Origin of the sequence: Streptomyces sp. GbtcB7 (genome assembly GCF_019091445.1) — a bacterium.
Lineage (GTDB): Bacteria > Actinomycetota > Actinomycetes > Streptomycetales > Streptomycetaceae > Streptomyces > Streptomyces mirabilis.
In genome coordinates this window covers 1-25,432 of sequence record NZ_JAGXJM010000034.1, presented here as the reverse complement: position 1 = coordinate 25,432, position 25,432 = coordinate 1, and the positions used below count along the sequence as shown (strand labels likewise).

24 protein-coding genes are annotated in these 25,432 nt (G+C 71.5%); 15 read left to right on the top strand and 9 right to left on the bottom strand.

Annotated elements, in window-relative coordinates:
- Positions 1–228 precede the first annotated feature (228 nt).
- Complete coding sequence (locus KVT44_RS41245) at positions 229–1,620, top strand: cysteine desulfurase/sulfurtransferase TusA family protein (RefSeq protein ID WP_217573006.1); 1,392 nt, start codon at positions 229–231, stop codon at positions 1,618–1,620.
- A gap of 54 nt (positions 1,621–1,674) precedes the next feature.
- Here KVT44_RS41245 and KVT44_RS41240 read toward each other — a convergent pair whose 3' ends face one another.
- On the bottom strand, positions 1,675–2,649 hold the full coding sequence (locus KVT44_RS41240; RefSeq protein WP_099923078.1) for a carbohydrate kinase family protein: 975 nt from the start codon (positions 2,647–2,649) through the stop codon (positions 1,675–1,677).
- Between the two features lie 134 nt (positions 2,650–2,783).
- On the opposite strand from KVT44_RS41240, the gene KVT44_RS41235 reads away from it, so the two are divergent.
- Both KVT44_RS41235 and KVT44_RS41230 read left to right on the top strand, forming a co-directional pair.
- Positions 2,784–2,999, top strand: a complete 216-nt coding sequence (locus KVT44_RS41235; RefSeq protein ID WP_099923077.1) for a hypothetical protein — start codon at positions 2,784–2,786, stop codon at positions 2,997–2,999.
- A 99-nt stretch (positions 3,000–3,098) separates the two neighbouring features.
- Positions 3,099–4,664 (top strand): hypothetical protein, encoded by a 1,566-nt coding sequence (locus KVT44_RS41230; protein ID WP_217573005.1) that lies wholly within the window; start codon positions 3,099–3,101, stop codon positions 4,662–4,664.
- A gap of 120 nt (positions 4,665–4,784) precedes the next feature.
- Here KVT44_RS41230 and KVT44_RS41225 read toward each other — a convergent pair whose 3' ends face one another.
- Positions 4,785–5,141: an iron-sulfur cluster assembly accessory protein gene (locus tag KVT44_RS41225; protein WP_054231562.1), complete on the bottom strand. Its 357-nt coding sequence runs from the start codon at positions 5,139–5,141 to the stop codon at positions 4,785–4,787.
- Between the two features lie 318 nt (positions 5,142–5,459).
- Here KVT44_RS41225 and nadA point away from each other — a divergent pair, with 318 nt between their 5' ends.
- Positions 5,460–6,644, top strand: coding sequence for a quinolinate synthase NadA (gene nadA / locus KVT44_RS41220; RefSeq protein WP_054231593.1), 1,185 nt, complete (start codon positions 5,460–5,462; stop codon positions 6,642–6,644).
- Positions 6,645–6,652: 8 nt separating this feature from the next.
- Here the strand turns inward: nadA and KVT44_RS41215 are convergent, their stop codons facing one another.
- The 4 genes from KVT44_RS41215 to KVT44_RS41200 form a co-directional block, all read right to left on the bottom strand.
- Positions 6,653–7,336, bottom strand: coding sequence for a response regulator transcription factor (locus KVT44_RS41215; protein ID WP_099923075.1), 684 nt, complete (start codon positions 7,334–7,336; stop codon positions 6,653–6,655).
- Complete coding sequence (locus KVT44_RS41210; RefSeq protein ID WP_217573003.1) at positions 7,333–8,556, bottom strand: sensor histidine kinase; 1,224 nt, start codon at positions 8,554–8,556, stop codon at positions 7,333–7,335. The genes KVT44_RS41215 and KVT44_RS41210 overlap by 4 nt, the downstream gene beginning before the upstream one ends.
- A gap of 349 nt (positions 8,557–8,905) precedes the next feature.
- Complete coding sequence (locus KVT44_RS41205) at positions 8,906–9,184, bottom strand: hypothetical protein (protein ID WP_054231565.1); 279 nt, start codon at positions 9,182–9,184, stop codon at positions 8,906–8,908.
- Between the two features lie 30 nt (positions 9,185–9,214).
- Complete coding sequence (locus KVT44_RS41200; RefSeq protein WP_054231594.1) at positions 9,215–10,006, bottom strand: PspA/IM30 family protein; 792 nt, start codon at positions 10,004–10,006, stop codon at positions 9,215–9,217.
- Between the two features lie 246 nt (positions 10,007–10,252).
- On the opposite strand from KVT44_RS41200, the gene KVT44_RS41195 reads away from it, so the two are divergent.
- From KVT44_RS41195 to KVT44_RS41185, 3 genes are all read left to right on the top strand, one after another.
- Positions 10,253–10,879, top strand: coding sequence for a DUF3043 domain-containing protein (locus tag KVT44_RS41195; protein WP_079089405.1), 627 nt, complete (start codon positions 10,253–10,255; stop codon positions 10,877–10,879).
- An 83-nt stretch (positions 10,880–10,962) separates the two neighbouring features.
- Complete coding sequence (locus KVT44_RS41190; RefSeq protein ID WP_099923073.1) at positions 10,963–11,664, top strand: bifunctional 2-polyprenyl-6-hydroxyphenol methylase/3-demethylubiquinol 3-O-methyltransferase UbiG; 702 nt, start codon at positions 10,963–10,965, stop codon at positions 11,662–11,664.
- A gap of 99 nt (positions 11,665–11,763) precedes the next feature.
- Positions 11,764–12,858, top strand: coding sequence for a S1C family serine protease (locus KVT44_RS41185; protein WP_099923072.1), 1,095 nt, complete (start codon positions 11,764–11,766; stop codon positions 12,856–12,858).
- A gap of 81 nt (positions 12,859–12,939) precedes the next feature.
- On the opposite strand, the gene KVT44_RS41180 is transcribed toward KVT44_RS41185, so the two are convergent.
- Positions 12,940–13,152, bottom strand: a complete 213-nt coding sequence (locus tag KVT44_RS41180; RefSeq protein WP_054231569.1) for a hypothetical protein — start codon at positions 13,150–13,152, stop codon at positions 12,940–12,942.
- Between the two features lie 200 nt (positions 13,153–13,352).
- On the opposite strand from KVT44_RS41180, the gene KVT44_RS41175 reads away from it, so the two are divergent.
- On the top strand, positions 13,353–14,552 hold the full coding sequence (locus tag KVT44_RS41175) for a bifunctional adenosylcobinamide kinase/adenosylcobinamide-phosphate guanylyltransferase (RefSeq protein WP_099923071.1): 1,200 nt from the start codon (positions 13,353–13,355) through the stop codon (positions 14,550–14,552).
- A 37-nt stretch (positions 14,553–14,589) separates the two neighbouring features.
- On the opposite strand, the gene KVT44_RS41170 is transcribed toward KVT44_RS41175, so the two are convergent.
- Complete coding sequence (locus KVT44_RS41170) at positions 14,590–15,654, bottom strand: class I SAM-dependent methyltransferase (RefSeq protein ID WP_217573001.1); 1,065 nt, start codon at positions 15,652–15,654, stop codon at positions 14,590–14,592.
- A 151-nt stretch (positions 15,655–15,805) separates the two neighbouring features.
- Here KVT44_RS41170 and cobT point away from each other — a divergent pair, with 151 nt between their 5' ends.
- The 3 genes from cobT to KVT44_RS41155 all read left to right on the top strand — a co-directional run bounded on the left by cobT (position 15,806) and on the right by KVT44_RS41155 (position 19,692).
- On the top strand, positions 15,806–16,915 hold the full coding sequence (gene cobT, locus KVT44_RS41165) for a nicotinate-nucleotide--dimethylbenzimidazole phosphoribosyltransferase (protein ID WP_217572999.1): 1,110 nt from the start codon (positions 15,806–15,808) through the stop codon (positions 16,913–16,915).
- A 187-nt stretch (positions 16,916–17,102) separates the two neighbouring features.
- Entirely contained in the window at positions 17,103–18,896 is a 1,794-nt protein-coding gene (locus tag KVT44_RS41160; protein WP_190170137.1) for a phosphatidylglycerol lysyltransferase domain-containing protein, read from the top strand.
- Between the two features lie 70 nt (positions 18,897–18,966).
- Entirely contained in the window at positions 18,967–19,692 is a 726-nt protein-coding gene (locus KVT44_RS41155) for a hypothetical protein (protein WP_217572997.1), read from the top strand.
- On the opposite strand, the gene KVT44_RS41150 is transcribed toward KVT44_RS41155, so the two are convergent.
- Positions 19,635–20,399, bottom strand: coding sequence for a hypothetical protein (locus KVT44_RS41150; protein WP_099923067.1), 765 nt, complete (start codon positions 20,397–20,399; stop codon positions 19,635–19,637). The genes KVT44_RS41155 and KVT44_RS41150 overlap by 58 nt on opposite strands.
- Before the next feature lie 85 nt (positions 20,400–20,484).
- Here KVT44_RS41150 and KVT44_RS41145 point away from each other — a divergent pair, with 85 nt between their 5' ends.
- The 4 genes from KVT44_RS41145 to KVT44_RS41130 all read left to right on the top strand — a co-directional run.
- Positions 20,485–21,267 (top strand): adenosylcobinamide-GDP ribazoletransferase, encoded by a 783-nt coding sequence (locus KVT44_RS41145; RefSeq protein ID WP_075026454.1) that lies wholly within the window; start codon positions 20,485–20,487, stop codon positions 21,265–21,267.
- A gap of 175 nt (positions 21,268–21,442) precedes the next feature.
- Positions 21,443–22,972, top strand: coding sequence for a leucyl aminopeptidase (locus tag KVT44_RS41140; RefSeq protein ID WP_075026455.1), 1,530 nt, complete (start codon positions 21,443–21,445; stop codon positions 22,970–22,972).
- Between the two features lie 261 nt (positions 22,973–23,233).
- The gene (gene lpdA, locus KVT44_RS41135) at positions 23,234–24,622 is read left to right on the top strand and encodes a dihydrolipoyl dehydrogenase (protein WP_217572995.1); all 1,389 of its coding nucleotides are present in this window, start codon (positions 23,234–23,236) and stop codon (positions 24,620–24,622) included.
- A gap of 92 nt (positions 24,623–24,714) precedes the next feature.
- Positions 24,715–25,432 (top strand): biotin/lipoyl-containing protein (locus KVT44_RS41130; protein ID WP_302832173.1); only part of this gene is annotated, 718 nt, incomplete at its 3' end.

Genomic DNA, 25,432 nt, shown 5'->3' with positions numbered 1-25,432 from the left:
ACCCTACTGGACGCTATTTGGGGTCGCGCGGGGAGGGTGCCCAACGCGCCGCGGGTCACTCTGAAGGGGTGGGATGCCCCGCCCTGGGTCGCTTTCTGACGGGGGGTTCGGGTGCCTCATAGCCCGGTCGACCAGGTCCTTCGGCGGCTGCGGGCTCGTTGTGGCTTGTCGCGCCGTTCCTCGCGCCCCTTTGGGGCGCTGGTGTGAGCGGGGCTTTAGCGTTGGGGTGTGGCCTACTTCGATGCTGCTTCCGCTGCTCCTCTCCATCCCGTCGCCCGGCAGGCCCTGCAGGCCTCGCTCGACGAGGGGTGGGCCGATCCCGCGCGGCTCTACCGGGAGGGGCGGCGGGCCCGGCTGTTGCTCGACGCGGCGCGCGAGGCGGCGGCCGAGGCGGTGGGGTGCCGTCCGGACGAGCTGACCTTCACCTCGTCCGGCACCCGGGCGGTGCACTCCGGGATCGAGGGTGCGTTGGCGGGCCGCCGGCGCGCCGGACGCCACCTGATCGTGTCAGCTGTCGAACACTCGTCGGTACTCCATTCGGCGGAGGTCCACGAGGCGGCGGGCGGCTCGGTGACGACGGTGCCGGTCGACCGCGCGGGCACCGTCTCCCCTTCTTCCTACGCCGCCGCCCTGCGCCCCGACACCGCGCTCGCGTGCCTCCAGTCCGCCAACCACGAGGTGGGCACGGAGCAGCCGGTGCGGGAGGTCGCGGAGGCGTGCCGGGCGGCGGGGGTGCCGCTGTTGGTGGACGCGGCGCAGTCACTGCCCTGGCGCCGGGTGGAGGGCGACTGGTCCCTGCTGACGGCAAGTGCTCACAAATGGGGCGGCCCTTCGGGGGTCGGACTGCTCGTCGTGCGCAAGGGGGTGCGGTTCGCTCCCCAAGGGCCCGTGGACGAGCGGGAGTCGGGGCGGGCGGCGGGCTTCGAGAACATCCCGGCCGTCGTGGCCGCGGCGGCGTCGCTGCGCGCGGTACGGGCGGAGGCGGTCGCGGAGGCCGCGCGCCTGCGGGAACTGACGGAACGGATCCGCGTACGGGTGCCCGAACTGGTCCCGGACGTCGAGGTGGTCGGGGACGCGGTTCACCGTCTCCCGGGGATCGTCACCTTCTCCTGCCTGTACGTCGACGGGGAGACGCTCCTGCACGAACTGGACCGGGCGGGTTTCTCCGTCTCCTCCGGCTCCTCCTGCACGAGCAGCACGCTGACCCCGAGCCATGTCCTGAAGGCGATGGGCGTCCTGAGCGAGGGCAACGTCCGGGTCTCGCTGCCACCGGGTACGCCGTCCGAGGACGTCGACCGGTTCCTGTCGGTGCTGCCGGACGCGGTCGCGGACGTACGCGAGAAACTCGGCGCCCCGACGGCGTCGGCGCCACCCTCCCCGTCCCCCTCCGACTCCGACGCGCTCGTGGTGGACTCCCTCGGCAAGCTCTGCCCCATCCCGGTCATCGAACTGGCCAAGGTCATCGGGGACGTGCCGGTGGGCGGCACGGTTCGCGTCCTCTCGGACGACGAGGCCGCCCGGCTGGACATCCCGGCGTGGTGCGAGATGCGGGGGCAGGAGTACGTCGGGGAGGAGCCGGCGGACCACGGCTTCGCCTATGTGGTCCGCCGGGTGTCCTAGACGGTCGGCCGGAGGAGTGTCCTGATCAGTCCAGGTGGGCCCTGACCTCGGTGATCAGGCCAGGTGGGCCCTGACCTCGAGGGCCGCGTCGTCGCCGTACGCCTTGGTGAAGCGGTCCATGAAGTGGGCGCGGCGGAGCTGGTACTCCTGGGTGCCGACCGTCTCGATGACCAGCGTCGCGAGCATGCAGCCGACCTGGGCGGCGCGCTCCAGGGAGACTCCCCAGGCGAGGCCGGAGAGGAAACCGGCGCGGAACGCGTCGCCGACGCCCGTCGGGTCCGCCTTGCGCTCCTCGTCCGGGCAGCCGACCTCGATCGGGTCCTCACCGGCCCGCTCGATGCGCACGCCCCGTGCGCCGAGGGTCGTCACACGGTGACCGACCTTCGACAGGATCTCCTCGTCGCTCCAGCCGGTCTTGGACTCGATGAGCCCCTTCTCGTACTCGTTGGAGAAGAGGTAGGTCGCCCCGTCCAGCAGTATCCGGATCTCGTCGCCGTTCATACGGGCGATCTGCTGCGAGAAGTCGGCGGCGAAGGCGATCGTGCGGGAGCGGCACTCCTCCGTGTGGCGGAGCATCGCCTCCGGGTCGTCGGCGCCGATCAGGACGAGGTCGAGGCCGCCGACCCGGTCCGCGACCGACTTGAGCTCGATCAGCCGGGCCTCGCTCATCGCGCCCGTGTAGAAGGAGCCGATCTGGTTGTGGTCGGAGTCCGTGGTGCACACGAAGCGCGCGGTGTGCAGCACCTCGGAGATCCGGACCGAGTCGGTGTCGACGCCGTGGCGGTCGAGCCACGCCCGGTACTCGTCGAAGTCGGAGCCCGCGGCCCCGACCAGGATCGGCCGGGTGCCCAGCTGTCCCATGCCGAAGGCGATGTTCGCGCCGACGCCACCCCGGCGTACGTCGAGGTTGTCGACCAGGAAGGACAGGGAGACCGTGTGCAGCTGGTCCGCGACGAACTGGTCGGCGAAACGGCCGGGGAAGGTCATGAGGTGGTCAGTGGCGATGGAGCCGGTGACTGCGATACGCACGGCGAGGACACGCTCCTGCGACGGAAGGGGATTGACAGTTCACGCTACCCGGTCGACACGTGCCCTCTGAAGCGGTCAAAACTACCCGATAGTAGGTCTTTCTTCGTAACACTCGGCGTGCATACGGTTCCGTCATGACGAACCGCAAGGTCCACGGCTCCGCTCCGCACGACCTCGAAGGCGATCTGGCGTCGCTGCGCGGCGACGGCGCCTTGGCCCGGGACTGGGCGGCACCGGACCCGATCATCTCCCGTCCCGACCTTCCCGTGTCCCCGTCGCGCATCCACGGGGTGACCGTGCCTCCCGCGTCCGCCCGCCTGCTGGACGCGATGTCCGACTACGGCGACTGACAGGACCCGAAAGGTCCTCGAAAAGGGCGGCCCCGAACGGCGCCCGCAGGGAACCGTGCGCTCCCCCGCTGCGTCCCATCGCTGTCCCCCGTAAAGGGGATGCGGTGTACGACCAGAAGGAGCGATGCGGTGAGCACCGAGCGACCCGAGACCGAAGCGCCCGAGCCCCCCGAGGACGGCGGCGAGCCGGCGAAGCCGCGCCGCCGTCATTCCCCGGCGGCCGTCGCCTCCGTCGCGGCCGCGGTGCTGCTCGTCGGGGGCGGCGGGGCCTATTTCGCCGCGACCGCGTCCGGCGGCGGAAGCGACCGCGACCACTCCGCGAGCCCCGGCGCCGACGGCACTCCCCCGCCGCTGGTCCTGGACGGCTACACCGAGGGCGGTACGGGTGGCACGGGCGGTACGGGCGATATCGCGCCCGGTGAGCCCAACCCCTACGGCGCGACCTACCACGCGAACGGCACCCTGCCCGCCGGCCCGGACTCCGCGCCCGTCTACGCGGCGAAGGGCGAGGTCACGGCGGCAGAGGTGGCCCGCCTCGCGAAGGCCCTGGACATCGCGGGCACCCCGAAGCTCACCGGCGAGACCTGGAAGGTCGGCCAGGACAAGGACGGCTCGGGACCCAGCCTCCAGGTGAACCAGCGGGCCCCCGGGACCTGGACGTTCAACCGGTACACGCCCGGCACCGACAACTGCAAGGGCGCCGTGTGCACGAGCGACCCCGGCTCCCCGAGCAGCCACGCGGTGACCGAGACCGCCGCGAAGAAGGCCGCCGTGCCCGTGCTGAAGGCGCTGGGCCAGGACGACGCCAAGCTGGACGCGAGCCAGCTCATGGGCGCCGTACGGGTGGTGAACGCGGACCCGAAGGTCGGGGGCCTGCCCACGTACGGCTGGACGACCGGCGTCCAGGTCGGCCCGGACGGCCAGGTGGTGGGCGGCAACGGCCAGTTGAAGACGCCGGTCGAGGGAGACACGTATCCCGTGATCAGCGCGAGCAAGACCCTGGACCTGATGAACGGCCCGGCCTCTCTCGCGACGCCGGGCGGCGAGCGCATGGGACCCGGCGGCTGCGCCAGTGCCGTACCGCTGAAGGACCGTGACGAGACGCCGTGCCGCGCGTCGACAGCGGTGCCGAAGCGGGAGTCGGTGGCCGTCGAGAAGGCCGTCTTCGGGCTGGCCTCGCACTTCGTGTCCGGGCACCAGACACTGGTGCCGTCCTGGCTGTTCGAGGTACGGCCGACGGGCACGGACTCCGCCTTCACGGTGACGCATCCGGCGGTCGCCCCGAAGTACCTGGCCTCGCCGGAGCCGACCGCGGCACCGACGCCGACGGCCACCCCCAGCCCGCGGCCCACCGCGACGCCGACGTCCCGTGACGTCAAGGTGCAGGGCTACACGGCCGACGGCAAGGACCTGACCGTGAGCTTCACGGGCGGGGTGTGCGCGGACTACTCCGCCTCCGCGAGCGAGAGCACGGACAAGGTGACCGTCAAGGTGACCGAGACACCGTGGCAGGGCAAGATCTGCATCCTCATCGCCAAGGTGTACGAGAAGACGGTGCACCTCGACCAGCCGCTCGGCGACCGGAAGGTCGTCGGGTCCGACGGCACGCCGATCCCGGAGGGCAAGCCGGCCGGCGCCGCGATGAAGACGCCTCAGGCACGGTAGCCACGCGAGCGGGAGCGGGCTGGGTGGCTCCGCGTAGGGCCCCGGATACGCGAAGGCGGCGTCCCTGTCGGAGGGGGACGCCGCCTTCGTACGCGTGACGCGTTCGCAGTTGGCCGGGACTCAGCTGAAGGAGTCGCCGCAGGCGCAGGAGCCCGTCGCGTTCGGGTTGTCGATCGTGAAGCCCTGCTTCTCGATGGTGTCCACGAAGTCGATGGACGCGCCGCCCAGGTACGGAGCGCTCATGCGGTCGGTGACCACCTTGACGCCACCGAAGTCCTTGACGACATCGCCGTCGAGGGAGCGCTCGTCGAAGAAGAGCTGGTAGCGCAGACCGGAGCAGCCGCCGGGCTGAACGGCGACGCGCAGCGCCAGATCGTCGCGGCCTTCCTGGTCGAGCAGGGCCTTGACCTTGCCCGCAGCGGCGTCGGACAGCATGATGCCGTCGCTCACGGTGGTCTTCTCGTCCGATACGGACATCTGCTTCTCTCCCGGGTTGTACGGAGACTGCTTGCCGACGATTGCAACCGCCGGGGCCGCGGATTCATTCCGGGCCGAGAGTCTGCCTTTCCGTGGGCTTTCCGTTCTCGCCTCCCATGCTCGCACACGCGCCGGAGAGCGGACAGCGGCCTGTGGACAACCTCCGGGATTCACGTCACATCGACACTATGGGCATCGTCAACATGACGTGAAGCGGTTATGATAGATAGCGTCATTTCGACGAAAAGGCTAGTCCGAATGTCCCGCTGGATCGCCCCCGTGATCCAAGCGAGCCGCAGAACAGAAAGGGTGCGTGTCGTGACCACCGCCCAGACCCAGGAGCTCGACGTACAGCCGACGCCCCTCGCCCTGCTGCTGCTCGGCCGTGAGGCCGACCCGAGGAGCGAGCGCGGCGTCGAGTGTCCCGGAGACCTGCCCTCGCCGTCCGACCCGGACCTCGTGGAGCGGGCCCGCGCGGCCAAGGAGAAACTCGGGGACAAGGTCTTCGTGCTCGGCCACCACTACCAGCGCGACGAGGTCATCCAGTTCGCCGACGTCACGGGCGACTCCTTCAAGCTGGCCCGCGACGCCGCCGCGCGCCCGGAGGCCGAGTACATCGTCTTCTGCGGTGTGCACTTCATGGCGGAGTCCGCGGACATCCTGACGTCCGACGACCAGAAGGTGGTCCTCCCCGACCTCGCCGCCGGCTGCTCCATGGCCGACATGGCGACGGCCGAGCAGGTCGCCGAGTGCTGGGACGTGCTGACCGAGGCCGGGGTGGCCGAGCAGGTCGTGCCCGTCTCGTACATGAACTCGTCCGCCGACATCAAGGCGTTCACCGGCAAGCACGGCGGCACGATCTGCACCTCCTCCAACGCCCAGCGGGCCCTGGAGTGGGCGTTCGAGCAGGGTGAGAAGGTCCTCTTCCTCCCCGACCAGCACCTCGGCCGCAACACCGCCGTCCGCGACATGGGGATGAGCCTGGAGGACTGCGTCCTCTACAACCCCCACAAGCCGAACGGCGGCCTCACCGCGCAGCAGCTGCGCGACGCCAAGATGATCCTGTGGCGCGGCCACTGCTCGGTCCACGGCCGCTTCTCGCTGGACTCGGTGAACGACGTCCGCGAGCGCATCCCCGGCGTGAACGTCCTCGTCCACCCCGAGTGCAAGCACGAGGTCGTGTCGGCGGCGGACTACGTCGGCTCCACGGAGTACATCATCAAGGCCCTGGAGGCCGCCCCGGCCGGCTCCAAGTGGGCGATCGGCACGGAGCTGAACCTGGTCCGCCGCCTGGCGAACCGTTTCGCTGCCGAGGACAAGGAGATCGTCTTCCTCGACAAGACGGTCTGCTTCTGCTCCACCATGAACCGCATCGACCTCCCCCACCTGGTGTGGACCCTGGAGTCCCTCGCCGAGGGCAACCTGGTCAACCGCATCGAGGTGGACAAGGAGACGGAGGCGTTCGCGAAGCTGGCGCTGGAGCGGATGCTGGCGCTGCCGTAACGCGGAGATCAGTCCACCCTCGGGCGTACGAGGCCCGACTCGTAGGCGATGACGACGAGTTGGGCCCGGTCGCGGGCGCCGAGCTTGGCCATGGCCCGGTTGACGTGCGTCTTCACGGTGAGCGGGCTGACCTCCAGCCGCTCGGCGATCTCGTCGTTGGAGTGTCCTCCCGCGACCTGGACGAGCACCTCGCGCTCGCGCCCGGTGAGCGCCTCGAGCCGCTCCGCCCGGGCGGAGTCCCGGCCCTCGTCCGAACCGTCCCCCTGGGCGAGGAACTTGGCGATCAGCCCCTTGGTGGCCGCCGGGGACAGCAGTGCCTCGCCGCCCGCCGCGATCCGGATGGCGTTCAGCAGTTCCTCCGGCTCCGCGCCCTTGCCGAGGAAGCCGGAGGCGCCGGCCCGCAGCGACTGCACCACGTACTCGTCGACCTCGAAGGTCGTCAGCATGACCACCCGTACGTGCGCGAGTCCCGGGTCGGCGCTGATCAGCCGGGTGGCGGCGAGGCCGTCGGTGCCCGGCATCCTGATGTCCATCAACACCACGTCGGCGCGGACCTCCCGGGTGAGCCGCAGCGCCTCCGCGCCGTCGGACGCCTCGCCGACCACCTCCATGTCGGGCTCGGAGTCGACGAGGACACGGAACGCGCTGCGCAGCAGCGCCTGGTCGTCGGCGAGCAGGACACGGATGGTCATGCGGAGTCCCCCAGGGCGGGCGCGGTGCGGTTCTTGACCGGAAGGATCGCATGGACCCGGAAGCCGCCTCCGTAGCGGGGACCGGTCGTGCAAGTGCCGCCGAGCGCGGTGACCCGCTCGCGCATCCCGAGCAGCCCGTGCCCGCCGCCCTCCTCCGGGCCGTCGTCCTGCCCGGGTCCGTTGTCGAGGACGGTCACTTCCACGTTCGGTCCCACGCGTACGACGCTGATCTCGGCCTTCGCCTCCGGGCCGGCGTGTTTCTGCACATTGGTGAGGGCTTCCTGGATGACGCGGTACGCGGCTAGGTCGACGGCGGCGGGGAGGGTGCTGCCGTGGTCGGCGCGGGCGACTTCCACGGGGAGTCCGGCGTTGCGGAAGGTGTCGGCGAGTTCGTCGAGGCGGGCGAGGCCAGGGGCGGGTTCCGTGGGGGCCTCGGGGTCGCCGGACTGGCGCAGCAGGCCGACGGTGGCGCGCAGTTCGTTGAGGGCCGAGCGGCTGGCCTCGCGGACGTGCGCGAGGGCTTCCTTGGCCTGGTCGGGGCGCTTGTCCATCACATGGGCCGCGACTCCGGCCTGCACGTTGACGAGGGCGATGTGGTGGGCGACGACGTCGTGCAGGTCGCGGGCGATGCGCAGCCGCTCCTCGGCGACCCGACGGCGGGCCTCCTCGTCGCGGGTGCGCTCGGCGCGGTCGGCGCGTTCGCGGATGGCGTGCACGAAGGCGCGGCGGCTGCGTACGGCGTCGCCCGCGGCGGCGGCCATGCCCGTCCAGGCGAAGATCGCGAGGTTCTCCTGCGCGTACCAGGGCAGGGGGCCGACCAGCATCGCGCAGGCCGTCAGCACCGTCATCGTGAGCAGGCCGACGCGCCAGGTGGTGGGGCGGTCCGTGGCCGAGGCGACGGTGTAGAGGGCGACGACGGCGGACATCACCACCGGGGCTCTGGGGTCGCTGGCGACCAGTTCCACGGCGGAGAACGCGCCGGTCGTGGCGAGGATGGTTCTGGGGGCGCGGCGGCGGAACACCAGGGCGGCGGCGCTGAGCACCATGAGGGTGAGGCTGAGGACGTTCGGGGTGTGCGTGCCCCAGGTCGCTCCGTTCTCCCCGTGGGGGTCGACGAAGGAGCTGGCCATCATCGTCACGAGTACGCCGGCCGCCAGGGTGGCGTCCAGTGCCATCGGATGCGCGCGGAGTCTGCACTTCGTGCGCTCTAGAGTGCTCACTCGTTTTACGGTACGGGGCCCTTGCAGGGGGCGGAACGGTCGCCACCGGACCCCAACGTTTCTCGCCCCCGCCGCCCTTACCCGTCCCACCTGGGGGCTCCGCCCCCAGACCCCCATCGGCCTGAACGGCCTCGTCCTCAAACGCCGGACGGGCTGAAAACGAGGGCGAGCCGAGGCTTTTAGGGGCGCGGGGAACTGCGCGCCCAGCCCCCACGGCCCGCAGCCGAAGGACTTCGGGTGGGCGGGGGACGCGGGCGCAGCCCCGGTCAGGGCCGCAGGGAACTGCGTGGGCGAGCCGGGCGGCCCCGGAGCTGAGGAGCTCCCCCCGCTCAACCCCCGGAGGGAACCGTCAGCCAGGGATCAGGCCCTCGTCGGTCAGCATGGCGCGGACCTCTTCGAGGGTCGCGTCGGGGGACGGCAGGATGAGGTCGGAGGGTTCGAGGGCGTCGTCGGGAAGCGGAGCGCCGAGGCGGCGGACCTGGTCCAGAAGAGTGGTCAGGGTGCGGCGGAAGCCGGCCTCGTCACCGCTCTCCATCTCGGCGAGCAGCTCGTCGTCCAGCTTGTTCAGTTCGGTGAGGTGGCTGTCGTCCAACCTCACCTGCCCCTCCCCCATGATCCGTACGATCATGTCGCCCTCCTCAGGCGCCCTAGGTGTGGGTCACTGCTTGTCGAAGCGCGGGGTGTCCTGCGGCTGGGACTGCGACGTGGACTGTCCCGTGCCGCCCTCGATCGCCTGCTGCGGCGAACCACCGGCGAGCTCGGCCTTCATGCGCTGCAGTTCCAGCTCTACATCCGTACCACCGGAGAGCCGGTCCAGCTCGCTCTGGATGTCGTCCTTGGCCAGACCGGACTGGTCGTCGAGCGCACCGGAGGCGAGCAGCTCGTCGATCGCGCCGGCGCGGGCCTGCAGCTGCGCGGTCTTGTCCTCGGCGCGCTGGATCGCCATGCCGACGTCGCCCATCTCCTCGGAGATGCCGGAGAAGGCCTCTCCGATGCGGGTCTGCGCCTGGGCCGCCGTGTAGGTCGCCTTGATGGTCTCCTTCTTGGTGCGGAAGGCGTCCACCTTGGCCTGGAGCCGCTGCGCCGCGAGGGTGAGCTTCTCCTCCTCGCCCTGGAGGGTCTGGTGCTGCGTCTCCAGGTCCGTCACCTGCTGCTGGAGCGCCGCACGGCGGGAGAGCGCCTCGCGGGCCAGGTCCTCCCGGCCGAGCGCGAGCGCCTTGCGGCCCTGGTCCTCCAGCTTGGTGGACTGGTTCTGTAGCTGGTTCAGCTGAAGTTCGAGGCGCTTGCGGCTGGTCGCCACGTCCGCGACGCCGCGGCGCACCTTCTGCAGCAGCTCCAGCTGCTTCTGGTACGAGTAATCGAGGGTTTCGCGCGGGTCCTCGGCCCGGTCAAGGGCCTTGTTCGCCTTCGCGCGGAAGATCATCCCCATACGCTTCATGACACCGCTCATGGGCTTCGCGCGCCCCCTTCTGACGGACTCCAGCTCCAGGTACTGCAACAGAACCCACAGTACGGGCCCTGCATCCATTACCGCACTGTTCGGGGACGGATGCGCTCATCCCCAAGGACGACTGCGTACGGCACCGCTCCGGCGTAGGGAGTAGGTGGGACTCGGGGTCCACCCGTACACAACGTCCCCTCTGTCCCACTACAGACGTACGGTGTTGCCGGATCGTTCCCCACTCGAATGACGTCCATGCCGCCGCACCCCGTACCCTTGGGTTTTGTGTTCCGTAGCCGTGCCAAGGAAGAGAAGGCCCCCGCCGACAAGGCGCAGGTGACCGACTCCAAGCAGACCCGTGACCCGCAGGCCCCCAAGGGCCGCCCCACGCCCAAGCGCAGTGAGGCCCAGACCCAGCGTCGTAGCGTCGCCCAGACGCCGACGACGCGCAAGGAGGCGGCCAAGCGGCAGCGCGACGAGCGCCGTGTCCAGATGGAGAAGCAGCGCCAGGCCCTGGCCAACGGCGACGAGCGCTATCTGCCCGCCCGTGACAAGGGGCCGGTGCGGAAGTTCGCACGCGACTTCGTGGACTCGCGCTTCTGTGTCGCGGAGTTCTTCCTGCCGATGGCCGTGGTCATCCTCGTGCTGAGCATGGTGCGGGTGGGCTCGCTGCAGAACATCGCGCTGCTGCTGTGGCTCGTGGTGATCGTGATGATCGTGGTCGACTCGATCGGCATCGCGATCCGCCTGAAGAAGCAGCTGGCCGCCCGCTTCCCCGACGTGCCCAAGAAGGGCGCGGTCGCCTACGCGCTGATGCGTACTCTCCAGATGCGTCGCCTCCGGCTGCCGAAGCCGCAGGTCAAGCGCGGAGAGCGGCCCTGAGCGCGACATCGTTCTCCGGAGGCGCGGCGGATGCCTGGCTGAGCAAGCTGGGCGGGCTGCGTGATGTCGTACGACAGGAGCTGGTGGCCCGGCAGCTCGACGAGCAGATAGCCGGCCGGTTCCCGGTCGGGCAGCGGTTGCGGGTGCTCGACGTCGGAATGGGCCAGGGCACGCAGGCGCTGCGGCTGGCCAGGGCCGGGCATCAGGTGACCGGCCTCGAGCAGGACGCGAAGATGCTCGCCGTGGCCCGGGAGGCGCTGGCCGCCGAGCCCGAGGGCATCCGGAGCCGGGTGCGGCTCATCGAGGGCGACGGCCGCGAGACGGGCGTGCACTTCCTGCCTGGCAGCTTCGACGTGGTGCTGTGCCACGGCGTACTCATGTACGTCGAGGAGCCGGACCCGCTCCTCGCGGGGCTGGCGCGGATGCTGGCCCCGGGCGGGCTGCTCTCGCTGCTGGTGCGCAACGCCGACGCGCTGGCCATGCGGCCGGGCCTGTCCGGCGACTGGACGGCGACCCTGGCCGCGTTCGACACGGACGCCTACGTCAATCGGCTCGGCCTCGCCGTCCGCGCGGACCGGCTCGCCACGCTGACGTCGACGCTCGCGGGGATCGGGGCGGCGTTGCACGCCTGGTACGGCGTGCGGGTCTTCACGGACACGGCGCCCGACGGGACCCCCGTCCCCGAGGACGTGGAAACTCTCCTGGCCGCCGAGGAGCGGGCCGGGCGGACGGACCCCTATCGCCGGGTGGCGGCCCTGCTGCATCTCTGCGGCGTACGCGGCTGATCGATCCCTGCGGCGTACAAGACCGATCGCTGCCTGATCGCCCCCTGTTCGGCCCTGCACCGCGAGCCGGAGCAGAGCCGCGAAAGGGACACTCGGGACATGGCTGCCACCCGTGCCCCCGTGTCGCGTCCGCTGCTCCCCATAACCGCCCTCGTCATCACCGCCCTCGCCTGCGCCGCCGCCCTGCTCTCCGGCTGTTCCGACGCCGGGGCACCCGCTAAGAAGGACGGGACGAAGGACGGGACGACGCAGGCGGTCGTCCCGCTCGCGGCCGACGACCTGCAGAACGCGTACCTGAAGGTGATCAAGAACGTCCTGCCCTCGGTGGTGCAGATCCAGGCGAGCGACGAACTGGGCTCGGGGGTGGTGTACGACGGCCAGGGACACATCGTCACCAACGCGCACGTGGTCGGGAGCGAGAAGACGTTCAGGGTGACGACGGCCAACAGCCAGAACGTGCTGACGGCCAAGCTCGTGTACACCTACCCGGGCCAGGACCTCGCCGTCATCAAGCTGGACAAGGTGCCGAGCGGGCTGAAGGCGGCCACCATCGGGAACTCGGAGAAGGTCGAGGTCGGCCAGATCGTGCTGGCGATGGGCTCGCCGCTCGGGCTGTCGTCCAGCGTGACCCAGGGCATCGTGTCGGCGACCGGGCGCACCGTCAGCGAGGGCAGCGCCGACGGCGGGACGGGGGCCACCATCGCCAACATGGTGCAGACGTCGGCCGCGATCAACCCGGGCAACAGCGGCGGCGCGCTCGTCGACCTGAACGGGCAGGTCATCGGCATTCCCACGCTGGCCGCGACGGACCCGAGCCTCGGGGGCGGCACGGCGCCCGGTATCGGATTCGCGATCCCCGCCTCGATGGTGCGGACGATCGCCGACCAGATCATCAGGACCGGCAAGGTCACCGACTCGGGACGGGCGGCGCTCGGCATCACCGGCCGTACCGTGCTCGACGAGACCTATACGCCCGCGGGTGTCGCCGTGGTCGAGGTGAAGCCCGGCGGCGCGGCCGACACGGCGGGCATCCGGCCCGGCGACATCATCACCCGGATCGGCACGAACGACATCACCACCCTCACCTCGCTCGCCGAGGCGCTCGCGGCCGACAAGCCGGGCCAGCGGACGCGGGTGACCTTCGTCCGGGGCGCGGCCGAGCGGACGGTCGGCGTGCGGCTGGGCGAGCAGTAGGTACGGGGGTGAAGGCGACGGCGAGGGGTTGACGCACGGCGAACGGGGTTGCCGGGAGCGGTCCCGGCAACCCCGGCCGGCCTACTCCGGTTCGGCGTGCAGGCTCATCGGCCCGTAGATCTTCGTGCTGTCCTCGAAGAGGAACACCTGGTCCGCACCGCCCTCCAGGAGGTCCTTCCAGACCTCGCCGATCCAGGACTCCGCATCCCCCTGTGTGGTGAACTCCTCGGGCTGTACCGCGGGTTGGACCTCTGTCCCGTCGGACTTCTCGAACCGCCACGTCCATGCCGCCATGTACGCCTCCCAGGTGTGAGCACACTGCACAGCGGAAGCCGCACAAGATCCGGCTCCCGTCCGAAGCCTAGGCGCTGAGCCGGGTGCGGAACAGAAGATCGCGAGTCGCGGCACGCGTCGCGGGTCGTGAACGGCCCCGCGCGCCTACGGGCGCTGTACCCGAACGCGCGCCACCCACGGTGACACGGGAAAATCAGGGCGTGGAACTGACTCTGCTCGGCACCGGCGCCCCCGAGGGCCTGCCCCGTCCCGACTGTCCCTGTGCGGCCTGTGCGAGTGCGCTCGGCGAGGACGCGCGGGCGGCCACCGCGCTGCTCGTGGACGGCACCCTGCTGCTCGACCTCACGCCTGGGGCCGCGTTCGCCGCGGCGCGCGCCGGGCACTCGCTGGGCGGTGTACGGCAGGTGCTGCTCTCGCATCCGCACGACGGGCCCGCCGTCGAGGTGCCGGCCGGGCTCCCGCAGCCCGTACGGGTTCCCGACGGCAGCGAGCTGGCGCTGCTGACCGGACACCGGGTGCGGGCGGTGCCGATGGACTCGCCCGGCACGGGGTACGCGGTGACCGGACCGGACGGACAGCGGCTGCTGTATCTGCCGCCGGGCGCGGCGCCCGCGGGACTTGAGGAGAACGGCGACTCGTACGCCATGGTGGTCGCCGATGTGGTGGGGCGGCCGGACGCCCTGGCGAAGTTGCGCGCGGTCGGGGCCGTCGGGCCGACGACGGACGTGATCGCGGTCCACCTCGACCACGACGTGCCGCCGGGCCCCGAACTGCGGCGGCGGCTCGCGGCGGCGGGCGCGCGGGCGGTGCCGGACGGGACGACGCTGGACGTGGGCGTCTACGAGGACGTACCCGACGTACCGCGCCGCACCCTCGTGCTCGGCGGGGCGCGCTCGGGCAAGTCGGTGGAGGCGGAACGGCGTCTGGAGTCCTTCCCCGGGGTGCTGTACGTGGCGACGGGCGGGTCCCGGGGCGGGGACAACGAGTGGGCGTCGCGCGTGCACGTCCACCGTGAGCGGCGGCCCGGCTCCTGGCGCACGGTGGAGACCTGCGACCTGGTGCCGCTCCTGGAGGGCTCCGGGCCTCCCCTCCTGGTCGACTGCCTCTCCCTCTGGCTCACGGACGCGATGGACTCCGTGAACGCGTGGGACGACGCGGAGTGGGCCGGCGGCGGCGAACGCGCGCTGCGCGCCCGCGTCGAGGAACTCACCTCCGCCGTCCGCAACACGCGCCGCACCCTCGTCGCCGTCTCCAACGAGGTCGGCTCCGGCATCGTCCCCGCCACCGCCTCCGGGCGCCGCTACCGCGACGAACTCGGCCGCCTGAACGCGGGGTTCGCGGCGGAGTGCGAGCACGTGCTGCTGGTGGTGGCGGGGCAGGCGCTGGCATTGCGGGGCTGACCGGAGCCGACCGGGGCCGACCAGTGCTGACCGGGCCTCAGGATTGTCTGCGGGCGATGATCCGGAAGGCGTTCGAGAAGCGGGTGCGGCGGAAGACCGGGGCCATCGCGTGGTCCAGGGCGGAGGCCGAGGCGAGCAGCGGGACGCTCGCCCGGGCCAGGACCGCGTGCAGGGTGCGCTGGAACGAGGTCGGCGGGGTGGGGCGCCAGGGAGCGTCGAGGTCGGGCAGGACCCGGCCGAGGGCCAGCGCGAGGGCGCCGGCGAGGTCGTACGGGATGTGCGGTTCGCGGCGGTCCGTCGCGACGATCTCGCAGCCGAGGGACTCCAGTTCGCCCAGCAGGTTGGACAGCGGCATCAGGTGCAGATGGCGCGGCTGGCCGTACGACACCCACCACCTGCCCAGCAGCGCGCCGAACGCGCAGTCGGGGTCCGGCACTTCGACGAGGAGGTGACCGCCGGGCCGCAGGACCGTCAGGGCGGCGCGCAGTTCCTCGCGCGGGTCGCGGGTGTGCTCCAGATGGTGGAACATGCTCACGACGTCGTAGCGGGCGCTCAGCCGCCCGATGATCCGGGGGTCGGTGAGCCGGCCTCGGTGGGCCTCCTCGATGTGCCCGGCCGCCCGTGCCTTCTCGACCCGCCGGGTGGGGTCGAGGCCGTCGAAGGACGTGTACGGGTGGACCTCCCGGGCGACGGCCGGGAAGTGCCCGTGCCCGGTGCCGACGTCGAGCCAGCTCTCCGGCTCGGCGTGGCGGAGCAGGGCGCGGGCGGCGGCCCGGTGGCGCCCTCTGCTGCCGCGGGCGCCCAGGAGCCGGTCGGTGAGGCCGTCGAGTCCCTCGTGGAAGTCCCGGTGGTAAAAGGCCAGCCCCTCCGCGCTGAGCCGGGGGTTCTGGAAGGCGTGGGAGCAGTCCGCGCACTCGTCGACGACGAAGGTGCCGGGCTTGCGCTGCACCTGGTCCGGCGTCCGCAGCCGGGTGCGCAGCCGCTTCGAGCCGCACCAGGGGCAGTCCTCCCGGCGCGGTTCGTGGAACCGGTCGGTGCCTTGGGCGAGTTCGGCCGCGTAGGCGGCGCGGCGCTCGGCGCTCGGGGGTGGCGTGGGGGGCATGGACGCTCCTGGGGACGGCAGGGTGGGGGGACGGCGGGGCACGCGAGCGAGCCGTAGGACAATCCGACACAAACGGTACGTAGCGGATCGTGATCCGGGGCGCAACGACGTGGCGCGGACGTGTTCGATCGCTGCCGGTACTGTTCGGCGAATGAGCTCGCTTAATCTCGACGACTTCACCGATCTGATCGAGCGCCCCGACGGAGGCGTGCGCCGGGACGCCGAGGCGCGCCGGGAACGCCAGATCGTGCCGCCCGGGGCGCTGGGCCGCCTCGACGAACTGGGTGAGTGGCTGGCGGCGGCGCAGTCCGCGGTGCCGGTGCGGCCGATCGAGCACCCGCGTGTGGTGCTGTTCGCGGGCGACCACGGGGTCGCCGGACTCGGTGTGTCGGCGCGGCCCGCGGGCACCGCCGACCAGTTGGTGCGGGCGGTCCTGGAGGGCGCGAGCCCCGCGGCGGTGCTGGCGCGCCGGCTCGGCGTGCCGGTACGGGTCGTCGACATGGCGCTGGACTGCGATCCGCAGGAGCTGCCCGCGGAGGTCGCAGGGCATCGGGTGCGGCGCGGGTCGGGGCGGATCGACGTCGAGGACGCGCTGACCCCGGAGGAGGCCGAGGCCGCGTTCCGGGCGGGGGTCGCGGTCGCGGACGAGGAGGCGGACTCCGGTACGGATCTGGTGGTGCTCGGCGATGTGAGCGTCGGCGGGACCACCGCGGCGGCCGTGCTGGTCGCGGCGCTGTGCGGGACCGACGCGTCCGTGGTCACCGGGCGGGGCGGGCGGCCCATCGACGACCTCGCGTGGATGCGCAAGTGCGCGGCCGTGCGGGACGCCTTGCGGCGGGCTCGGCCGGTGCTCGGGGATCAGCTGCAGCTGCTCGCGGTGGTGGGCGGCGCCGATCTCGCGGCGATGACGGGGTTCTTGTTGCAGAGCGCGGTGCGGAAGATGCCGGTGATCCTCGACGGGGTCGTCTCGGCCGCGTGTGCCCTCGTGGGGCAGCGGGTCGCCTTCCGGGCGCCGGACTGGTGGCTGGCCGGCCAGAACAGCGGCGAGCCGGCCCAGGCGAAGGCCCTGGACCGCATGGCCCTCGAACCCCTCCTCGACCACGGCGTCACGGTCGGCGAGGGCGCGGGAGCCCTCCTCGCCCTCCCCCTCGTCCAGGCCGCCGCCGCCCTCTCCGCCGAACTCCCGGAAACTCCGACTCCCGAGCCCGACCCCGCACCTGAGGCCGAGCCCGAGCCCGAGGTCTCCGACCAGAACGAGTGAACGGCCTCGCCCTCGAACGGCGTCCACCCCGAGGCTTTTAGGGGCGCAGGGAACTGCGCGACCAGCCCCCACCGGCCCGCAACCAAAGAACTAGGAGCGAAACCCACCCCGCAACAAATCCCCGGCCCGCATCACCCGTACCGCCCCTCCCCCGCACGACGCACCCCGCCCCATATCATCGCCCTTTATGGGAGATGCCCGAATTGCCGCTGATCAGGAGCGGGTCCCGGCCCGTCAGGGTGAAGGGGACCACCTGTCCACGGCGTCCCGCAGAGCCGCCGCCTTCGCGGTCTGGTACCTGCGGGCCGTCGCGTTCATCAACTTCCTCAGCGCCGCGTGGGTGTCGCTCGGGCAGGACGTACGGCGCCACAACACCGAGAACCTCTTCACCCCGTACCTGCTGACGGCGGGATTCGCGTCGGGTGTGTTCACCATGTTCCTGGCCATCACGATGCGTCGCCGCAAACGGGCCGCGTGGATCCTGAACTTCGTGCTCAGCGGACTGTTCCTGATGCTGTTCGCCGTCGCGATGACGTTCCCGGAGATCCGCCAGTACGCCCAGAACTGGGTCTCCATCGCCCTGACCGCCGCCTTCGTCGTCTCGCTCGTGATCGGTCGCCGGGAGTTCTACGCGAAGGGCGACCGGTCGAACCCCAAGCTCGCCGCGGCCGTCGCCGTCGGCGGACTGCTCGTCGCCTCCCTGCTCGCCGCGCTGCTGGTGACGGTCACCAACAGCGCGCAGGACGCCTACCGTTCGACCTTCTGGGACCGCTGGCGCTACGGCGCCCTGCGACTGGTCTCCGTCGCCGCCGACGACTCCCGCTTCCGCGGCCTGGAGATCGCCAACTGGGTCAACGTCACCATCAACGTGCTCAGCACCCTGCTGGTCCTCGCCGTGTTCTACGCCGCCTTCCGCTCCCGCCGCGCCGTCGACCCGCTCACCGAGGACGACGAGAAACGGCTGCGCACCCTGCTCGACCGGCACGGCGACCGCGACTCGCTGGGCTACTTCGCGCTGCGCCGGGAGAAGAGCGTGATCTGGTCGCCGACGGGCAAAGCCGCGGTCGCGTACCGCGTCGTCGGAGGGGTCTCGCTGGCCTCCGGCGACCCGATCGGCGACCCGGAGGCGTGGCCCGGCGCCATCGAGCCCTGGCTCGCCGAGGCCCGCGCGCACGGCTGGATCCCGGCGGTGATGGGAGCGAGCGAGGAGGCGGGGACCGTCTACTCACGGCACGGGCTCGACGCCCTCGAACTCGGTGACGAGGCGATCGTCGAGACCGCCGAGTTCACCCTCGAGGGACGCGCCATGCGCACGGTCCGGCAGGCCTACAACCGGGTCAAGCGGGCCGGGTACGAGGTGCGCATCCGGCGGCACGAGGACATCCCGGCCGACGAGATGGAGTACCTCCTGCGACGTGCCGACGACTGGCGGGACGGGGCCACCGAGCGCGGGTTCAGCATGGCGCTCGGACGGCTCGGCGACCTGGGCGACGGGCAGTGCGTGATGCTGGAATGCACCGACGGAGAGGGGGAGTTGCGGGCGCTGCTGTCCTTCGTGCCGTGGGGGCCGCAGGGGCTCTCGCTCGATCTCATGCGGCGTGACCGGGACGCCGAGAACGGGCTGATGGAGTTCATGGTGATCGAACTCCTGCGCCGCGCCCAGGAGATCGGGATCACCCAGGTCTCGCTCAACTTCGCCATGTTCCGTTCCGTCTTCGAACGAGGTGGACGCCTCGGTGCCGGGCCGGTCCTGCGGCTGTGGCGTTCCCTGCTCAGCTTCTTCTCACGCTGGTGGCAGATCGAGTCGCTGTACCGGGCCAACGCCAAGTACCGGCCGATCTGGGAACCCCGGTTCCTGCTCTTCGAGAAGAGCGCGGACCTGCTGCGCATCGGCCTCGCGGCCGCGCGCGCCGAGGGGTTTCTCGAAGCACCCGGACTGCCGAAGTGGCTGCACCGCAGGCACCTGGAGTCGCACCGATGAGGGTGGCCGGACAGACGGGGAGAGCCTGCCGGACGGGGACCGGGACGGCAGGACGGATGGGGACCGCTGCATGAACACCCTCGCCCGCCTCGCCCGCGCCGAATGGGGACTGCTGTACGTCACCGTGCGCGAGGCACTCGCCGGACAGCGATGGCGGGCGATGCCGGTGACGCTCGGGGCCGTCTGTCTGACGGCCATCCTCCAGTTCGTGCAGAACCAGCCCTGGGGCTTCCAGTTCGTGCAGGACATCGGCTCCGTGCGGGCCGAGGAGCCGCTCTGGCTGGCCCTGCTGCGCACCCCGCTCTCCCTGTTCGTGCCGGCCCTCGACCTGCCGGTGTGGGGCGCGCTGCTGCAACTTCTCATCGTGTTCGGGATCGCCGAGATCTGTCTGGGCTGGTGGCGGATGCTCGTCATCGCGTACGCCGCCACACTGGCCGGCACGCTCTACGCGCGCGTGGCGATCTCACTGAGCCCGGGCAACCCGCTGGGGCTGCCCGTGACGGACGCGCAGGTCGTGGACACCGGGCCCTCGGCGGCCGTGGTCGGTCTCGCCGTCTTCGTCGCCTGGCGCTATCGCGCCTACTGGACGGGGTGGGGGGTGGTCGCGGCGATGGTGATCGAGGTGGCGTTCAAGGGGAACCTCGCGGGCAAGGAGCACATCGCCGCGCTCGCCGCGGTCTTCGTGCTGTACGGGATCTCGATCCTGCGTCACCGCCACCACCACCGCCACCGTCGCCTTCACCGGCGGCCGGGCAGGGGCCGGACGGGATCCGGTTTTCCGCCGATCCAGTCCTGAAGTTTGCGGCGCGGGCCGAACCAGCGGCGGTCGTGGTGGTAGGCGCGCAGCATCGACCTGGCCCGGGCGCGCGGCCTGCGGCGGTAGAAGCGCTTGGCCCACGGGGAGACCGGGCGGGCCAGCCGGACGGCGCCGATGAGGGCCACGAACGGGACGATCACGCCGAAGATCGCCATGCGGGCCTTGCCCTTGCTCAGGGCGAGCAGGGCGAAGAGGAAGTTCACGGCGACGCTCAGGATGACCCCGCCCCGGTCCTGGAGTTCCTCCTGGGTCATGTCGTTGACCCCGAACGGCAGGAACCCGCCGAGCACCAGGCCGACGAGGGCCGCCGTGACCAGGACGACCTCGACGCTCTTGCGGCCCTCCTCGCTCCAGTACACGTCGTCGAGGTGCAGGATCAGCGCGAACTCGTCGAGCACCAGCCCGGCTCCCATCCCGAACACCACCGCGAACAGGGCGGCGCCGAAGCCGCCGTGCCGGGAGCTGGCCACCGCGCCGAAGCCGCCGATCACGGTCAGGACGACACCGGGCACGACGTGGTGGATGTGCAGACCGCCCGCCTTGACGTTGCCGAACGGACCCTTGCCCGCGCGGATGAGGCGGACGATGACACGGGTGATCACAAAGGTCAGCACGAAGGAGGCGAGTGCCAGCAGAAGCGGCAGCTTTCCCGGTTCGATGATGTTCCTCTGCAACCAATGACCCATATTGCGCACTTTATCCGCGGCTCTCACGCCCGGCCGCCGCACCCGTCCTCGGTCGGCCCGCAACCTCCCCGGGTACCCTGCGCCGGTGTCCAGGACCCCTCTCCCCCACGGCCTCCGCTTCGCCTTCGGCACCCTGACCGTGCTCCCCGTCACGGTCACCCGCTGGGACCGTGAGGCGGCGCGCGGCGGAATGCTGTGCGCCCCCGTCGCCGGGCTGGTCGTCGGGGCGGGCGCGGCCCTGGTGGGCGTGACGCTGCTCGCGATGGGCGCGGGCCCGCTGCTGGCCGCCGTCGCCACCGCCGCCGTACCGGCCGCGCTCACCCGTGGTCTGCATCTCGACGGGCTCGCCGACACCGCGGACGGCCTCGGCAGCGGCAAGCCCGCCGAGGACGCGCTGCGCATCATGAAGCAGTCCGACATCGGCCCGTTCGGCGTGATCACCCTGCTCTTCGTGCTGCTGGCGCAGGTCGCCGCGCTCTTCCAGGCCTACGAGGCCTCGTGGGCGCGGGGTGTGCTCGCGGCCGTCGTCTCGGCGACCGCGGCCCGTCTCGCCCTCACCCTGGCCGCGCGCACCGGGGTGCCCCCGGCCCGCCCCGAGGGCCTGGGTGCCGCGGTCGCGGGCACGGTGCCCGTGCGCGGCGCCCTGCTGGTGACCCTCGCCGTCACCGTCGCGGCGGCCGGCGCCGGCGCGCTCCTCGGCACGTACGACCTCGTACGCGCCCCCCTGGCCGTCCTCGCCGCCTGCGCGACCGCCGAACTGCTCCTGCGTCACTGCACCCGCCGCTTCGGCGGCATCACGGGCGACGTCTTCGGCGGCCTCGCCGAGACGGCGGCGACCACCGCCCTCGTGGCGCTCTCCCTCGGCTGAACTTCCAGCGAGCGTAGGAATGAGCGAAACCCGGCGGCGCGCGTAGGCTCGTCCCGAGTATGTGCCACCCAGGTAAAGACACTCCCTGAGGCCGGATCTAGGGTCATTCGTCAGGGCCCGGTCGACCCATCCCTACTCGGCCGCAGCAAAACAATGGAAGCGAGATCTCACCACAGTGACTGCTCTGACTCTCAGCACCGCCGCGGCGTCCGGCCTGCGGGCCGACGCGATCGTCGTCGGTGTCGCGAAGGGCGCCAAGGGCCCGGTCGTCGCACCGGGTGCCGAGGCCGTGGACAAGGCGTACGACGGCGCACTCGCCGGGATCCTGGAGACCCTCGGCGCATCCGGCGGCGAGGGCGAGGTGACGAAGCTGCCCGCGCCGACCGGCTTCAAGGCGCCCGTCGTCGTGGCCGTCGGACTGGGAGCCGTCCCGGAGAAGGACGACACGTTCAGCGCCGAGGCGCTGCGCCGCGCGGCCGGTGCCGCGGCCCGCGCGCTCGCCGGTGCCAAGAAGGCCGTCTTCGCCCTGCCGATCACCGACGCCGCCGACGCGGGCGTCCTGGCTGAGGGCGCGGCGCTCGGCGCGTACGCCTTCGACGCCTACAAGGAGAACGGCAAGAACGGCAAGGACGCGAAGAACGGCAAGGCCCCGCTCGCCGAGGTCACCCTGCTCGGCGGCAAGCCCCGGGACGCGGCGTACAAGGCGGCCCTCGCGCGTGCCACCGCCGTGACCGAGGAGCTCAACCGCGCCCGCGACCTCATCAATACCCCGCCGAACGACCTCTACCCCGAGGCCTTCGCCGCCGTCGCCACCGCCGCCGGCAAGGAGCACGGCATCAAGGTGCAGGTGCTGGACGAGAAGGCCCTGGCGAAGGGCGGCTACGGCGGCATCCTCGGCGTCGGCGCGGGCTCGGCCGCCGCTCCCCGCCTGGTGAAGCTGTCGTACACCTCGCCGAAGGCGACCAAGCACCTCGCGTTCGTCGGCAAGGGCATCACCTACGACTCGGGCGGCATCTCCCTCAAGCCCGCCGGGCACAACGAGACGATGAAGTGCGACATGAGCGGCGCGGCGGCGGTCTTCGCCGCCGTGGTCGCCGCGGCGCGCCTGGGCCTCGAGGTCAACGTCACCGGCTGGCTGGCGCTCGCCGAGAACATGCCCTCCGGTTCCGCCACCCGCCCCGGTGACGTGCTGCGCATGTACAGCGGCAAGACCGTCGAGGTCCTCAACACCGACGCCGAGGGCCGTCTCGTGCTCGCCGACGCGCTGTGGAAGGCGTCCGAGGAGAAGCCGGACGCGATCATCGACGTGGCGACGCTGACCGGCGCGATGGTGCTCGCGCTCGGCAACCGCACCTTCGGCGTGATGGCCAACGACGACGCGTTCCGTACGGCGATCGTCGAGGCCGCGGAGGAGGTCGGCGAGGAGTCCTGGCCGATGCCGCTGCCGGAGCACCTGCGCAAGGGGATGGACTCCCCGACCGCCGACATCGCCAACATGGGTGAGCGGATGGGCGGCGGGCTGGTCGCCGGTCTGTTCCTGAAGGAGTTCGTGGGCGAAGGCATCACCTGGGCGCACCTGGACATCGCCGGGCCCGCGTTCAACGAGTCCGGCCCGTTCGGCTACACGCCGAAGGGTGGCACGGGGTCTGCGGTGCGGACGCTGGTGCGACTCGCCGAGCTGACCGCCGCGGGCGATCTCGGCTAGAGGTGCTTCACGGCCGCGGGTGAAGCGCGGCCGGTCGCGCGGTACCTCCGTGCCCCCTGTCGGGGCGCGGAGGTACCCCCTGTATTCGGACAGTGCGACTTCTCACACACCGGCCCGGCGTCTCGAACGCTCCGGACAAGTGCGAAGATGGGTTCTCGGCAGGACAGGGCCCCCACCACAGGGCCGAAGAAGAGCGGCCGGACACCAGCCGCCGACCGGTCACTGGAGACCGGCGTGGCGCACATGCATGGAGGACGTGACGTGGCGAACGACGCCAGCACCGTTTTCGACCTAGTGATCCTCGGCGGTGGCAGTGGCGGTTACGCCGCGGCGCTCCGCGGGGCGCAGCTGGGCCTGGACGTCGCCCTGATCGAGAAGGACAAGGTCGGAGGCACCTGCCTGCACCGGGGATGCATCCCCACCAAGGCCCTGCTGCACGCGGGCGAGATCGCCGACCAGGCCCGCGAGAGCGAGCAGTTCGGCGTCAAGGCCACCTTCGAGGGCATCGACGTCCCGGCCGTCCACAAGTACAAGGACGGGGTCATCTCGGGCCTGTACAAGGGTCTGCAGGGTCTCATCGCGTCCCGCAAGGTGACGTACATCGAGGGTGAGGGCCGACTGTCCTCCCCCACCTCGGTCGACGTGAACGGCCAGCGCATCCAGGGCCGCCACGTGCTGCTCGCGACCGGCTCCGTGCCGAAGTCGCTGCCGGGCCTGGTCATCGACGGCAACCGGATCATCTCCTCCGACCACGCGCTGGTCCTGGACCACGTCCCGCAGTCCGCGATCGTGCTCGGCGGCGGCGTCATCGGCGTCGAGTTCGCCTCCGCGTGGAAGTCCTTCGGCACCGACGTGACGGTGATCGAGGGCCTCAAGCACCTCGTCCCGGTCGAGGACGAGAACTCCTCCAAGCTTCTTGAGCGCGCGTTCCGCAAGCGCGGCATCAAGTTCAACCTGGGCACCTTCTTCTCGAAGGCCGAGTACACCCAGGACGGTGTCAAGGTCACCCTCGCCGACGGCAAGGAGTTCGAGGCCGAGGTCCTGCTCGTCGCCGTCGGCCGCGGCCCGGTCTCGGCCGGTCTCGGCTACGAGGAGCAGGGCGTCGCGATGGACCGCGGCTATGTCCTGGTCGACGAGTACATGCGGACGAACGTCCCGACCATCTCCGCCGTCGGTGACCTGGTCCCGACGCTCCAGCTCGCGCACGTCGGCTTCGCCGAGGGCATCCTGGTGGCGGAGCGTCTGGCCGGCCTCAAGACCGTTCCGATCGACTACGACGGCGTGCCCCGGGTGACGTACTGCCACCCCGAGGTCGCCTCCGTGGGCATCACCGAGGCCAAGGCCAAGGAGATCTACGGCGCGGACAAGGTCGTCGCCCTGAAGTACAACCTCGCGGGCAACGGCAAGAGCAAGATCCTCAACACCGCGGGCGAGATCAAGCTCGTCCAGGTGAAGGACGGTGCCGTGGTCGGCGTCCACATGGTCGGCGACCGCATGGGCGAGCAGGTCGGCGAAGCTCAGCTGATCTACAACTGGGAGGCGCTGCCTGCCGAGGTCGCCCAGCTCATCCACGCCCACCCGACGCAGAACGAGGCAATGGGCGAAGCCCACCTGGCCCTCGCGGGCAAGCCGCTGCACTCGCACGACTGATCCAGTCCCCGGCTGATTTCAGTCATCGCGTCGCCCCTGGGCGCGACGACGACCACAGACTTCCGCACCATTCGTAAGGAGCAACAGAAACCATGGCGGTTTCCGTAACCCTTCCGGCGCTCGGTGAGAGCGTCACCGAGGGCACTGTCACTCGCTGGCTGAAGGCCGAGGGCGAGCGCGTCGAGGCCGACGAGCCGCTGCTCGAGGTGTCGACCGACAAGGTCGACACCGAGATCCCCTCCCCCGCCGCCGGTGTCCTCGCCTCCATCAAGGTCGCCGAGGACGAGACGGTCGAGGTCGGCGCCGAGCTGGCCGTCATCGACGACGGCACGGGCGCGCCCGCCGCCGCCCCGGCTCCGGCCGCCGAGCCCGTGGCCGCCCCGGCCCCGGCTCCGGCCGCTCCCGCCCCGGTCGCCGAGGCCCCCGCGGCTCCGGCCGCCCCGGCCCCCGCCGCCGCTCCGGCCGCTCCGGCCGGTGGCGCCTCCGGTACCGACGTCGTGCTGCCCGCGCTGGGCGAGTCGGTCACCGAGGGCACCGTCACCCGCTGGCTGAAGGAGGTCGGCGAGGAGGTCGCGGAGGACGAGCCGCTGCTCGAGGTCTCCACGGACAAGGTCGACACCGAGATCCCCGCGCCGGTCGCCGGCGTGCTGCTGGAGATCGTGGTCGGCGAGGACGAGACCGCCGAGGTCGGCGCGAAGCTCGCCGTCATCGGTGCCCCGGGCGCGGCCCCGGCCGCCGCTCCGGCTCCCGCGGCTCCGGCCCCCGCCGCTGCCGCCCCGGCCCCGGCCGCCCCCGCGGCTCCGGCGCCCG

Excerpts from the sequence above, each read along its gene's own strand:
- KVT44_RS41235 (WP_099923077.1), top strand. The coding sequence starts at position 2,784 with ATGACGAACCGCAAGGTCCACGGCTCCGCTCCGCACGACCTCGAAGGC.
- KVT44_RS41230 (WP_217573005.1), top strand. The coding sequence starts at position 3,099 with ATGCGGTGTACGACCAGAAGGAGCGATGCGGTGAGCACCGAGCGACCC.
- KVT44_RS41225 (WP_054231562.1), bottom strand. The coding sequence starts at position 5,141 with ATGTCCGTATCGGACGAGAAGACCACCGTGAGCGACGGCATCATGCTG.
- KVT44_RS41215 (WP_099923075.1), bottom strand. The coding sequence starts at position 7,336 with ATGACCATCCGTGTCCTGCTCGCCGACGACCAGGCGCTGCTGCGCAGC.
- KVT44_RS41205 (WP_054231565.1), bottom strand. The coding sequence starts at position 9,184 with ATGATCGTACGGATCATGGGGGAGGGGCAGGTGAGGTTGGACGACAGC.
- KVT44_RS41200 (WP_054231594.1), bottom strand. The coding sequence starts at position 10,006 with ATGAGCGGTGTCATGAAGCGTATGGGGATGATCTTCCGCGCGAAGGCG.
- KVT44_RS41195 (WP_079089405.1), top strand. The coding sequence starts at position 10,253 with ATGCCGCCGCACCCCGTACCCTTGGGTTTTGTGTTCCGTAGCCGTGCC.
- KVT44_RS41185 (WP_099923072.1), top strand. The coding sequence starts at position 11,764 with ATGGCTGCCACCCGTGCCCCCGTGTCGCGTCCGCTGCTCCCCATAACC.
- KVT44_RS41180 (WP_054231569.1), bottom strand. The coding sequence starts at position 13,152 with ATGGCGGCATGGACGTGGCGGTTCGAGAAGTCCGACGGGACAGAGGTC.
- KVT44_RS41170 (WP_217573001.1), bottom strand. The coding sequence starts at position 15,654 with ATGCCCCCCACGCCACCCCCGAGCGCCGAGCGCCGCGCCGCCTACGCG.
- cobT (WP_217572999.1), top strand. The coding sequence starts at position 15,806 with ATGAGCTCGCTTAATCTCGACGACTTCACCGATCTGATCGAGCGCCCC.
- KVT44_RS41160 (WP_190170137.1), top strand. The coding sequence starts at position 17,103 with ATGGGAGATGCCCGAATTGCCGCTGATCAGGAGCGGGTCCCGGCCCGT.
- KVT44_RS41155 (WP_217572997.1), top strand. The coding sequence starts at position 18,967 with ATGAACACCCTCGCCCGCCTCGCCCGCGCCGAATGGGGACTGCTGTAC.
- KVT44_RS41150 (WP_099923067.1), bottom strand. The coding sequence starts at position 20,399 with ATGGGTCATTGGTTGCAGAGGAACATCATCGAACCGGGAAAGCTGCCG.